This window comes from Gluconobacter cadivus (assembly GCF_015244745.1).
Taxonomy (GTDB): Bacteria; Pseudomonadota; Alphaproteobacteria; order Acetobacterales; family Acetobacteraceae; genus Gluconobacter; species Gluconobacter cadivus.
Genome location: NZ_JABCQI010000005.1, coordinates 152418 through 164450, shown reverse-complemented (window position 1 = coordinate 164450; position 12033 = coordinate 152418). Strand labels below are relative to the sequence as shown.

Annotated in this window: 11 protein-coding genes; 5 read left to right on the top strand and 6 right to left on the bottom strand. The window is 60.4% G+C overall.

Going from position 1 to position 12033, the window contains the following annotated elements:
- Window positions 1-144: 144 nt before the first annotated feature.
- On the bottom strand, window positions 145-1992 hold the full coding sequence (dnaG, locus tag HKD28_RS08940; protein ID WP_194267963.1) for a DNA primase: 1848 nt from the start codon (window positions 1990-1992) through the stop codon (window positions 145-147).
- Window positions 1993-2197: 205 nt separating this feature from the next.
- Here dnaG and HKD28_RS08935 point away from each other — a divergent pair, with 205 nt between their 5' ends.
- Complete coding sequence (locus HKD28_RS08935; protein ID WP_194267962.1) at window positions 2198-2569, top strand: hypothetical protein; 372 nt, start codon at window positions 2198-2200, stop codon at window positions 2567-2569.
- A 57-nt stretch (window positions 2570-2626) separates the two neighbouring features.
- Here HKD28_RS08935 and HKD28_RS08930 read toward each other — a convergent pair whose 3' ends face one another.
- Window positions 2627-3577, bottom strand: a complete 951-nt coding sequence (locus HKD28_RS08930) for a cation diffusion facilitator family transporter (protein WP_194267961.1) — start codon at window positions 3575-3577, stop codon at window positions 2627-2629.
- A 129-nt stretch (window positions 3578-3706) separates the two neighbouring features.
- Window positions 3707-4162 (bottom strand): GatB/YqeY domain-containing protein, encoded by a 456-nt coding sequence (locus HKD28_RS08925; RefSeq protein ID WP_194262332.1) that lies wholly within the window; start codon window positions 4160-4162, stop codon window positions 3707-3709.
- A gap of 260 nt (window positions 4163-4422) precedes the next feature.
- On the opposite strand from HKD28_RS08925, the gene carA reads away from it, so the two are divergent.
- Together carA and carB are read left to right on the top strand one after the other, a co-directional pair.
- Window positions 4423-5817 (top strand): glutamine-hydrolyzing carbamoyl-phosphate synthase small subunit, encoded by a 1395-nt coding sequence (carA, locus tag HKD28_RS08920; protein ID WP_194267960.1) that lies wholly within the window; start codon window positions 4423-4425, stop codon window positions 5815-5817.
- Window positions 5818-5820: 3 nt separating this feature from the next.
- The gene (gene carB / locus HKD28_RS08915; protein WP_194267959.1) at window positions 5821-9075 is read left to right on the top strand and encodes a carbamoyl-phosphate synthase large subunit; all 3255 of its coding nucleotides are present in this window, start codon (window positions 5821-5823) and stop codon (window positions 9073-9075) included.
- 54 nt (window positions 9076-9129) lie between these two features.
- On the opposite strand, the gene HKD28_RS08910 is transcribed toward carB, so the two are convergent.
- Window positions 9130-9336 carry a helix-turn-helix domain-containing protein gene (locus HKD28_RS08910; protein WP_194262329.1) on the bottom strand — a complete coding sequence of 69 codons (207 nt, stop codon included), beginning with the start codon at window positions 9334-9336 and terminating at the stop codon, window positions 9130-9132.
- Window positions 9336-9860 (bottom strand): hypothetical protein, encoded by a 525-nt coding sequence (locus tag HKD28_RS08905; protein ID WP_194267958.1) that lies wholly within the window; start codon window positions 9858-9860, stop codon window positions 9336-9338. The genes HKD28_RS08910 and HKD28_RS08905 overlap by 1 nt, the downstream gene beginning before the upstream one ends.
- 165 nt (window positions 9861-10025) lie before the next feature.
- Between HKD28_RS08905 and greA the strand changes: the two genes are divergently transcribed.
- Both greA and HKD28_RS08895 read left to right on the top strand, forming a co-directional pair.
- Window positions 10026-10499, top strand: a complete 474-nt coding sequence (gene greA / locus HKD28_RS08900; protein ID WP_099286880.1) for a transcription elongation factor GreA — start codon at window positions 10026-10028, stop codon at window positions 10497-10499.
- Complete coding sequence (locus tag HKD28_RS08895) at window positions 10499-11725, top strand: threonine ammonia-lyase (protein ID WP_194267957.1); 1227 nt, start codon at window positions 10499-10501, stop codon at window positions 11723-11725. The genes greA and HKD28_RS08895 overlap by 1 nt, the downstream gene beginning before the upstream one ends.
- Before the next feature lie 3 nt (window positions 11726-11728).
- Here the strand turns inward: HKD28_RS08895 and HKD28_RS08890 are convergent, their stop codons facing one another.
- Window positions 11729-12016 (bottom strand): DUF1330 domain-containing protein, encoded by a 288-nt coding sequence (locus tag HKD28_RS08890; protein ID WP_194267956.1) that lies wholly within the window; start codon window positions 12014-12016, stop codon window positions 11729-11731.
- Window positions 12017-12033 lie beyond the last annotated feature (17 nt).

Genomic DNA, 12033 nt, shown 5'->3' with positions numbered 1-12033 from the left:
GCGAGTTAGCAATCCGGCAGCGTGCAGGTGGTCGATCCTTCGCCCGAAGTCAAGATTGCAGCCCCAAAGAATGCAACCTTTCGGGAATAAAAATCGTTTCGTATCCGTTTCTTCGCAAGTGATCCCAACACCACATCAGGGCGCTCACTCTCCGACTCTCTCTCCGCTTTTGAGAGCATCGCGCACCCGCAGCCGGGTCATGAGCGCACTGGGAAAGCGCAACCCACTCTGACCAGTCTCATCCACAAAAGACTCCATGTCACCATTCACAACAGCTTTGGTCACGTCTTCTTCAAGAGTGCGCTCGAAAGTCTGGAAATTGACCAAGGCATAAAAATGCCACCAGCTTTCAATGACATCCACCTTCAGGATCTCATCCCGGACCTTCCCGTCCCCCACACCGCGCGGCAGCGGTCCACTTTTCAGCGCCCCAGCCAGATCCGCCAGCCCATGCTCTTCAAGCCACGCCATGCAGCTTTCTTCCGTCAGGGCATCGCGCCCCTCTTCCTGACAGGACCAGTCCAGAAGCGCAGAGCGCAAACGATCCAGATCCGACGGGAGAGAAAGCCCTGCATAGGCCTGTTCCACTTCCGGAAGGATATCGGGATGCTGCAGCAGCATCGTCGTCATGATGTTGAGCCGCTCCACATTGCCCGACTCCACATCGCGCATCGCACCGGGGGCCTGCGTGGACAGCTTCAGACTCTCTCCAGCTTTACGCTGGAAAGTTTTCTTCCGCCTGAAACGCTCGAAGAACATGTCCAGCAGGGTACTGCGATATTCCGACGCCAGAGAGCGGTCCGGGATCAGCTTCGATAACGTCACCAGCTTCTCCCGCAGCGCCGCCCGCTGGTCCGGCCCTGGATCGACCAGCCCCGCCGTCAGAAGCCCGAACAGTTCCTCCGCCATGGACGTCGCGCCTGCCAGCGCCTCCTTCATGGCTCGCGGTCCACGACTGCGGATCAGACTGTCCGGATCGTCCTTCGCATCCAGCCGACAGAAGCGGATCGTCCGTTCCGGCGAAAGAAGCGGCAGCGAAACCTCACACACCCGCAGCGCTGCTCTCGCGCCCGCCGCATCGCCATCCAGACACAGGATCGGCGACGGCGACATGCGCCACAGCAGTTCAAGCTGCTCCTCGCCCATCGCCGTGCCCAGAGGCGCGACCGCCCCCCCAAACCCGGCCTGATCGAGGGCAATCACGTCCATATACCCCTCGACCACCACGAGATCCGCCCCGCGATGCACGCCTTCCCGCGCCAGATCGAGATTGAAAAGCGTCCGGCGCTTGGAGAACAGCGCCGTCTCTGGACCATTGAGATATTTGGGCTGCCCGTCTCCCAGCGTCCGAGCACCAAAGGACATCATCCGCCCGCGCCGGTCCCGGATCGGAAACGTCACACGGTTGAAGAACAGTTCCCCCTTCGGCGCGCCCTGCTCGTCCACGCGCATGACACCCGCACGGATCAGCATCTCAACGTTCACACCATGTGGTCGCAGTTCGTCCAGCAACTGCCGCCCATCACCGGACCAACCCAGACCAAACCGCTCAATCGTCTGATCCGTCAGCCCACGTCCACGCAAATAGGTCAGTCCCTCCCGCCCTTCCGGACGATACAGACGCCGCCGATAGCTCTCCTGCACGAGCTTCAGAACATCGCCCAGCGATTGCGCTTCCCGCGCACGCCCCTCGGTTCGCGGATCCGCTTTCGGAACCTCAAGCCCGGTTTCAGAAGCAAGCTGTTCGACAGCTTCGGGAAAGCTGCGCCCTTCGCTCTGCATCACATAAGAGATCGCATCTCCATGCACACCGCAGCCGAAACAATGGAAATGGTCGTCATAAATATAGAAGGACGGCGTTTTTTCGCCGTGAAACGGGCAGCAGGTTTTCCAGTTACGCCCGGACCTCACCAGCTTGTTGCGCCGCCCGATCAGCGACGGAAGCGGCGTCCGGTTCCGTAATTCATCCAGAAAGGCCGGATCAATTGCCATGGGCAGAAAGAGCCTTTCATGAGCGTTGGAGAAAAGTTTCCCGAGCGCATACAGCGCCAGCGCTCCTGTTTAAAGGAAACTTTCCACCGAAATCCATATCCGTCACATCGCACCGCCCGTTGTTCAGGATACAAGGTTAAGGCATGATTAAAGCTATCTCTCTGCTGCCGGGTCTTCCGACAGCTTTGAAAAACAGGAAACGTTCATGAAAAAGTCCCTGATGCTTGCAGCCGCAACCGGCCTGCTGGCAACGTCGCTCACGACAGCACAGGCCGAACCGGGCGGATGCCTCAAATATGGCGCCGCTGGCGCCGTTGGCGGCCATGTTGCCAACCACCACGGTGTTCTGGGCGCCATGGGCGGCTGCGTGACCGGCATGTATGTGCGTCACCGCTACCGCAAGGAAGCCCGCGCCAAGGCGGCCCTGTACGATCAGGAACACCCGGGCGCCAAAGGCTCTTATGAAGAGAAGGCTACGGCTTATGACGTGGAACACTCCACAAAGCCCGGCCAGATGACTGGCACCGCCCCTGCAACCAACGCACCTGCCGCAACGGCTCCGGCACAGCCCCAGTAAGCACACCACACCGGGCTTCTTTCAACGGAAGCCCGGTTCCATTGAAGAAAGCCCGTTTCAGATCGGAACCGGCACACCATCCCTGTGGTCCTGTGCCTCGACATACATTCGCATGACCGACGGATACCGCGCCCGTGTTATCCGCTCCAGCGCTGACACGCCCTGCTCGACCTGACCGGCCGTCAGCGTATCCTCCCAGTCCAGCGACAGCAGCACGATAATGCTCCCCGGGCCCCGCGTTTCGGTCACAACCTCATTCACCCCAACCACGCCTGGCAGCTTCATCGCCTCCTTGCGCACATAGGCGTCAATTTCCGGATTGCTCTCCCCGACCAGCAAAGAGCGCGTCTCGTTCGTCAGCAGCACCGCCACGATCACCAGAACCACCCCGATCAGCAGCGATGCAACACCATCCAGCACATGCCACCCCGTCACCACGGACAGCACAGTAAAGACCAGCGCAATCATCAGACTGACCAGCGCCGCCCCGTCCTCAAATAGCACGACAAACAGCCCCGGATCGGTACTGCGACGGATCATGGTCCACAAAGATCCCTTACCCGCTGGCATGGACTTCATGGCCACCAGAAAACCATAGCCCTCCATGCTTCCCGAAATCCCGAGAATGGCCACGTTCAGCCACCAGCCGGACAGGACGTGTCCCAGAATGTGAACAGGCTCCATCGCCGACGGATGCCAGACCTTCTCCCAGCCTTCATGCAGAGACGCGACACCACCGCCGACAAACAGCGCGCCCGCCACAACCAGCGTCCAGAAATAAAGCTCCCGGTGATGACCCAGAGGATGCTCTTTCGTCGCCGGAGCCGCCGCCCGCTTCATCCCCACCAGCAGAAGGATCTGGTTGCCGCAGTCGACAAACGAATGAACCGTCTCCGCCAGCATAGCCGCCGAACCGGTCAGCAGCGCAGCGGCCCCCTTCACGCAGGCAATTCCGAAATTGACCCCCAGGGCAATGAAAACGACCTTCGTTGAACCACCTGCGGACATTCTGGCCTCATTCGTAAAATCCGGACATCAAAGTGATGACCGCGACGCGCGTCTGTCAAACGTCCGTCCCAACAAAAAAGCCGCCCCCGAAGGAGCGGCTTTCTGCATCATAGGCTTCTGAACGGTCGATCAGGCCGAAAGATGCGCCTTCACCAACGCACTGGCCTTCGCCGGGTCCAAATCTGCGCCGAAGCGCTCTTTCAGAGCCGCCATGACCTTGCCCATATCCTTCATGCCCGTCGCTTCAGTCTTCTGCACCGCTTCGGCAATCCCGGCCTTCAGCGCAGATTCATCGAGTTCCGGCGGCAGGTAAGACTTGATCGTGGCGATCTCGCCCTCTTCCTTTTCCGCCAGTTCCGGACGACCACCCTCGCGATACATCGTGGCGGATTCCGTGCGGGACTTGATCATGGAGCGCAGGGCAGAAATGATGTCCGTATCCGTCACCTCGGCGCTCTTGGCACGGGCAGCGACATCCAGATCCTTGATCTTGGCCGTGATCCCGCGGATCTGCGCCACCGTCTCGGACTGACCGGCCTTCATCGCCGTCTTGAGGTCATCCATGATCTGCTTGCGAAGCGACATCGCCGTTCTCCTTCATCGGACAGCCCGCAGGAAACTCCCTTGGCGAACTGTCCCTCATTCCTTGAATCGCGGCAAAATCGCACAAAAGCCGGATTGCAACAATCCGACAGCCTCCCAACGCACGAAACGAGCCATTCGGAAAAAACTTCCCACCCCCTCCCGGCATGCACAACACACAGTGGGAAAAAACTTCCCATTCCGTTTCCGATCCCGTATTCAGAGGCTCCAGAGCCTATCCGGCAGCCAGCAACGGGGCGACCATGGACATCGACAGAATCATTGAAAAAGCCGGAGGCGCGGACGAAATCGCCGCTCTTGCGGGCGTCGGGCTTGAGGCCGTGCGCAAATGGCGCCAGTCCCGCATGGTCCCTACCAAACACTGGCCAGCCCTGCTGCGCGTGCCGGGAATCGCCCTTCAGGATCTGACAGCGGATCTCACCGCACCTCAATCCCCACAAGAACAAGCCCCGCAAGAACAAGAAAGAGAGACGGACGTGTCCAATCCCTGCCCTCCCGGCGCCAACGCCGCCCTTGTCCTTGCAGACGGGACAGTCCTGTGGGGCCGTGGCTTCGGCGCCCACACCGATGGCGCCGTCGGTGAACTGTGCTTCTCCACCGGTATGACCGGCTATCAGGAAACCTTGACCGACCCATCCTTCGCCGGACAGATCGTGACCTTCACCTTCCCGCATATCGGCAATGTCGGCACGAACGCCGATGACAACGAGGCCCCGAAAATGGCTGCCCTCGGTGCCGTCGTGAAGGAAGACATCACCGCCCCCGCAAGCTGGCGTTCGCATGAACCCCTCGCGGCATGGCTGAAGCAGCACAACCGTGCGGGTATCAGCGGCGTCGATACCCGCGCCATCACCCGTACCCTGCGCGACAACGGCCCGCAGACCGCCATCCTCGCATTTCCGGAAAATGGCCGCATCGACACGGACAGCCTGCTGAACCGCGCCCGCCAGTGGCCCGGCCTCGAAGGCATGGACCTCGCCAAAGAGGTGACGCAGCCCAAGCGCGTCTGGACACAGGGCGTGTGGGAAACCACCCGCCCGGCCCGGACCGAAAACCGCCGCCGCGTTGTCGCCATGGATTACGGCGCCAAGGACAACATCCTGCGCTGCCTCGTGACCGCCGGCTGTGACGTTACCGTCCTGCCCGCCACGGCCACTGCCGAAGAGATTCTGGAACTCAAGCCTGAAGGCGTGTTCCTCTCCAACGGCCCCGGCGATCCGGCCGCAACCGGCACCTATGCCGTCCCCGCGATCCGCACGGTGCTGGACGCGAACGTCCCCGTCTTCGGCATCTGCCTCGGCCATCAGCTTCTGGCACAGGCGCTGGGCGGCAAGACCTACAAGCTGGACCGCGGCCATCGCGGCGCAAACCAGCCGGTCAAGGACATCGAGACCGGCCGCGTGGAAATCACCAGCCAGAATCATGGCTTCGCAGTGGACGAAAAGTCCCTGCCCGCCGACGTGAAGGTGACGCATGTGAGCCTGTTCGACGGCTCCAACGAAGGCATCGCCTCCACCACAAAGGACGCCTTCTCCGTCCAGTACCATCCCGAGGCGAGCCCTGGCCCGTCCGACAGTTTCTATCTTTTCGAGCGTTTCGTCGCGGTCATGGACCGTCGCGCTAAAGCAGGAGCCTGAGCCATGCCAAAACGGACAGACATTTCGTCCATCCTGATCATCGGCGCTGGCCCGATCGTCATCGGACAGGCCTGCGAATTCGACTATTCCGGCGCACAGGCCTGTAAGGCCCTGCGTGAGGAAGGCTATCGCGTCATCCTGATCAACTCGAACCCCGCCACCATCATGACCGACCCCGGTCTGGCGGATGCGACCTATATCGAGCCGATCACCCCGGAATTCGTCGAGCGCATCATCCTCAAGGAAAAGCCCGACGCCGTCCTACCGACGATGGGTGGCCAGACAGCCCTGAACGCCGCCATGGCGCTCGACAAATCCGGTTTCCTCAAAAAGCACAATGTGGAGCTGATCGGCGCGGACGCGGAAGTCATTGACCGCGCAGAAGATCGCCAGAAATTCCGTGAAGCCATGGACGAGATCGGGATCGAAAGCCCCCGCAGCACCATCGCCCATACGCTCGAAGAAGCCCGCGCGGCCTTGGCCGATGTCGGCCTGCCCGCCATCATCCGCCCGTCCTTCACCATGGGCGGCGCTGGCGGCGGCATCGCCTATAACCGCGAGGAATTCGACCAGATCGTCGCAGGCGGCCTCGATGCCTCCCCCACGACCGAAGTCCTGATCGAAGAATCCGTTCTCGGCTGGAAAGAATACGAGATGGAAGTGGTCCGCGACACCGCGGATAACTGCATCATCATCTGCTCCATCGAGAACATCGACCCGATGGGCGTCCATACCGGTGACTCCATCACCGTCGCCCCTGCTCTGACGCTGACCGACAAGGAATACCAGCGCATGCGGGACGCCTCGATCGCGTGCCTGCGCAAGATCGGCGTCGAGACCGGTGGCTCCAACGTGCAGTTCGGCGTCAACCCCGCCGATGGCCGTCTGGTCGTCATCGAAATGAACCCGCGCGTGTCGCGTTCTTCCGCGCTCGCTTCAAAAGCCACCGGCTTCCCGATCGCCAAGATCGCCGCCAAGCTGGCCGTCGGCTACACGCTGGACGAACTCAAGAACGACATCACCAAAACGACTCCGGCTTCCTTTGAGCCGACGATCGACTATGTCGTCGCCAAGATCCCCCGCTTTACCTTTGAGAAGTTCCCCGGCTCCCCGGCGCTCCTCTCGACGTCCATGAAGTCGGTCGGTGAAGCCATGTCGGTGGGCCGGTCCTTCGCCGAAGCCATCCAGAAGGGCCTGCGCTCGATGGAAACGGGCCTCACCGGCCTCGACCCGGTCGAAGCCCCCGGCGACGGTTCGCACAACGCCTATCTCGCCGCATTGGCCGAGCCGCGCCCCGAGCGCATCCTGATGGCCGCACAGGCCCTCCGCGCCGGACTGTCGGTCGAACAGGTCAACGCAGCCTGCAAATTCGAGCCGTGGTTCCTGCGCCAGCTTGAAGACATCGTGGCCTCCGAGCGCGAGATCGAAAAGAACGGCCTGCCCACGGACGCCTACAACCTGCGCCGCCTCAAGGCCCAGGGCTTCTCGGACACCCAGCTCGCCCGCCTCTCCGGCCAGAGCGTGACGGATGTCGCAGAACTGCGTGAAAAACTGGCTGTCACGCCGGTCTATCGCCGCATCGACACCTGCGCCGCCGAATTCGCGTCCGACACGCCCTATCTGTACTCGACTTATGAAGGCGGGTTCGGTACGCCGGAATGCGAAAGCCGCCCGACGAACCGCGACAAGATCATCATTCTCGGCGGCGGCCCGAACCGTATCGGTCAGGGCATCGAGTTCGACTATTGCTGCGTCCATGCCGCCTACGCTCTGCGCGAAGCCGGTTTCGAGACGGTCATGGTCAACTGCAACCCCGAGACGGTCTCGACCGACTACGACACCTCGGACCGCCTGTATTTCGAGCCCCTGACCGCCGAGGACGTGATCGCCCTGATCCGCACCGAAGCCAAGGGCGGCAAGGTGCTGGGCTGCATCGTGCAGTATGGCGGCCAGACGCCGCTCAAGCTGTCCCGCGCCCTTGAAGACGCTGGCATCCCGCTGCTCGGCACGCCCGCGGACGCGATCGACCGCGCCGAAGACCGCGAGCGCTTCCAGACCATGCTGCGCAAGCTCGGCCTGCGCCAGCCCCGCAACGGCATCGCCCGCAGCCCAACGGAAGCCGAAGCCATCGCGGAAGAGGTCGGCTATCCGGTCGTCGCCCGCCCGTCCTACGTCCTTGGCGGTCGTGCGATGGAAATCGTCTATGACAAACCGGGCCTCAAGCGCTACCTCAACGAAGTCCTGCGCGCCGCAGGTCCGGAAGTCTCGACCGGCCCGGTCCTGCTCGACCACTATCTCAACGACGCCATCGAAGCAGACGTGGACTGCATCTGCGACGGCGAGAACGTCTATGTCGCAGGCGTCATGGAACATATCGAAGAAGCCGGCATCCATTCCGGTGACTCCGCCTGCTCCCTGCCGCCCTACACGCTCTCCCCGGCACTGGTGACGGAACTGCGCTCCCAGACCGAAGCCATGGCGCGCGAACTGGGCATCCGCGGCCTGATGAACGTCCAGTACGCCATCAAGGATCAGGAAGTCTTCGTTCTCGAAGTAAACCCGCGCGCCTCGCGGACCGTACCCTTCGTTGCCAAGGCAACGGGCGTTCCGGTCGCCAAGATCGGCGCGCGCGTCATGGCGGGTGCGAAGCTCACCGAGTTCAAGCTCGATGGCGGTGCGGTTTCTCCACATGTCGCGGTCAAGGAAGCGGTGTTCCCGTTCCACCGCTTCGCCAATGCCGACACGATCCTCGGCCCGGAAATGCGGTCCACGGGTGAGGTCATGGGGCTGGATTCCAGCTTCGAGCGCGCCTTTGCAAAGTCCCAGCTTGCCGCTGGGGTCACACTGCCGCTTGCAGGCACGGTGTTCCTGTCCGTCCGTGACAGCGACAAGGCCCATGTCCAGCCTCTCGCCCGCAAACTGGTTGCCATGGGCTTCACGATCCTCGCCACCAGCGGCACGGCGTCCCGTCTGGAAGACGCCAATATTCCCGTAAAGCGCGTAAACAAGGTGATGCAGGGTCGCCCGAACTGCGTGGATTCCATCCGCTCAGGCGACGTGCAGATGGTCATCAACACCTCACAGGGCGGTCAGGCCGCACAGGACAGCTACGAAATCCGTCGCAGCGCCCTGACCATGGGGATCCCGCACTACACCACGATCGCAGGCGCCCGTGCGGCGACCTATGCCATTGCAGTCCTCAAGGAAGACGATCTGGGCGTGGCCCCGCTCCAGTCCTACTTCAAGGGCGCGTTCTGAACCCTTCCTGACCCTGAAAAACCCCGCCGGAGCACTCTGGCGGGGTTTTTCGTTTCAGTCGCCTGAATATCGAAGAAGATCGCCCGGTTGACAGTCGAGAACCCGGCATAAAGCCTCAAGGGTTGAAAACCGGATCGCCTTTGCTTTGCCTGTCTTGAGAATGGAGAGATTGGCCAGCGTCAGCCCCACTTTCTCCGACAGTTCCGTCAAAGACATCCCCCGCGCCTTCAGCAACTCATCCAGATTGACCTGCACCGGCATCAGATGACCTCATCCATTTCGGACTGAAGCTGAACACCCATCTCGAAAAGTAAGGCGATAAGATAAAGCAGCCCCAAACACAGTGCGGAATCAGCAAGATCCGAAAGAAGCTCAATCCAGGAAAATGGACCGTATGCGGCAGGATCTAGGAAACTTGAAAACACTCCTGCGAAAAAGACAATTCCAGAAAAACAAAAGATTTTTCTGAAAATAATCCAAACAATATCGGAATTATTTCGAGAAAAAATTTTCCCCGAGAGAGCATTGTCAACAATCGAGATTGAATTCCCCAAGATGCTCTTCAAAATATAAAAAATAATAACTCCCACGATCAGGCCAGCCATGTCATTGCCATCGTGCGCCAGAGAGTAGGACTGTCTGTTCCAAAACATATACAGTACCGGCATGAGAACAAGAGAGCCCACCAACAGGAGCAGTTCGCTCCAGAACAAAACCGCTGAAGTAGCGAAAAGAAAACGCAGAACCTGACGAACGCGATGAAGGGCATCAACTGTTTTCATCATGACTTCTCCTTATCGAAAAACGATAAGCACATACACTCATGATCCAACAAGATTTTTATTGCTTTTCGATAAATAAAAATACGCCATCTTGCAAAAAACTCGCCGAAATCCTATATTGTCAGGCTGTTTATCAAGTTTCAGTCACGCTTTTTCGAGGATTTCAGAGTGCAGAAGATCCCCATGACCGCGAAGGGACAACAGCGTCTCGAAGACGAACTGCGGACCCTCAAGAGCGTCGACCGCCCGGCCGTCATCCGCGCTATCGCAGAAGCCCGCGAACATGGGGACCTGTCCGAAAACGCCGAATACCACGCCGCCCGTGACCGTCAGTCCTTCATCGAAGGCCGTGTTTTGGAGCTGGAAAGCATCATTTCCAACGCAGAAGTTATCGATCCTTCGACCCTGACCGGAACGCGTGTCCGCTTTGGCGCACACATCGAACTGGTTGACGAAGAAACCGACAAGGAAGCCCTGTACCAGATCGTCGGCGTCCATGAGGCTGACATCAAGCAGGGCCTGATTTCGATTTCCTCACCGCTGGCCAAGGCGCTGATCGGCAAGGATGTCGGTGATACCGTGTCGGTCCCCGCTCCCGGCGGAGACCGGACTTATGAAATCCTCAAGGTCGCATATCGCTAATGTCTGACGTCCTGACGTCCACCGCCCCTGTTGTGACCATTGCGGATATCGAAAGCGCCCATGAGCGCATCGCATCCACGGTGGTCCGCACGCCGACGATTTCCTGTCCTGCCCTGTCCAAACTGACAGGCGCGGAGATTACGCTCAAGCTCGAGAACCTTCAGGCGATCGGCTCCTTCAAGGAGCGCGGAGCGGCCAACAAAATGGCCCTTCTGACGCCGGAAGAGCGGTCCCGTGGCGTGATTACCGTCTCGGCAGGCAATCACGCTCAGGGTGTGGCCCGTCAGGCCAGTCTTCTCGGCATTGATGCCACCATCGTCATGCCGCGCTTCACGCCCGCCACCAAGGTCGCGGCAACGCAGGCTTGGGGCGCGAACGTGGTGCTCGCGGGCGACGACTTCGCGCAGGCCAGTGAAACAGCCGCAGAGCTTCAAAAGCAGGACGGACGCGTTCTCGTTCATCCGTTCAATGATCCGGCCGTTATCGCCGGTCAGGGCACGGCCGCACTTGAGCTTCTGCAGGACGCCCCGGATATCGACACGGTCGTCGTGCCGATTGGTGGTGGCGGGCTGATTGGCGGGTTTGCCACCGTCATGGCAGCCTTGCGCCCGGACGCTGAGGTGATCGGCGTACAGGTCGAGGCCTATGCCTCACTGTCCAGCTATCCCAAGGAAGACGGCCCGACACTGGGCGGATCGACCATTGCGGAAGGCATCGCCGTTACCAGACTCGGCGATCACTGCCTGAGCGCGTTTCGTAACCGGATTTCCAAAGTTCTCGTTGTCAGCGAGCTTCAGGTCGAGAGCGCCGTCACGACACTGGCCGAAAAAGCCAAGCAGGTCTGCGAAGGTGCGGGCGCGACGGGCCTTGCCGCCGTTCTTGCCTATCCTGAATTATTCAAAGGACGCCGCGTCGCCCTGCCGCTTTCGGGCGGCAACATCAACGCGCGCATTCTCGCCAATACGATCCTGCGCTCCCTGCTCCGGGATGGACGGATCCTGCGGCTGATCTTCCAGATCCCCGATCGTCCGGGCACACTGGCAGATATCTCCACCCGCATCGGCAATTACGGCGGAAACATCATCGAAGTTTCCCATCACCGCCTGTTCGCCTCCCCGTCTGTTCAGACCGCCGAACTTCTGGTGATGGTGGAAGCCCGCGATACCGAACATGCCCACCAGATCGAGACCGATCTGGCGCGGCATTACATCGTCCGGCGGGACTGATCCTCAGACCCCGTCCACGATCACAACATTATACGGCCCGGCCTTCCAGCGATGCTCTGCAGCCTTCTGGTAGGCCGGGCTTTCGTACCAGGCGCGGGCCGAGGCAGCATCCGGGAACTCGATAATCACCACACCATCAGGCTCGGTGCCTTCGAGTTTTTCCTGCCTGCCATAAGCGGCAAGGATTTTGGCCGGAAACCCTTTGAAGGTTTCAGCCACGACTTCCGAATATTTCTTGAATTCAGCCGGATCGGCCAGTTTTTCACGAATGAACAGGGCATAGGCAGGCATGAAAAGCTCTCCTCAGG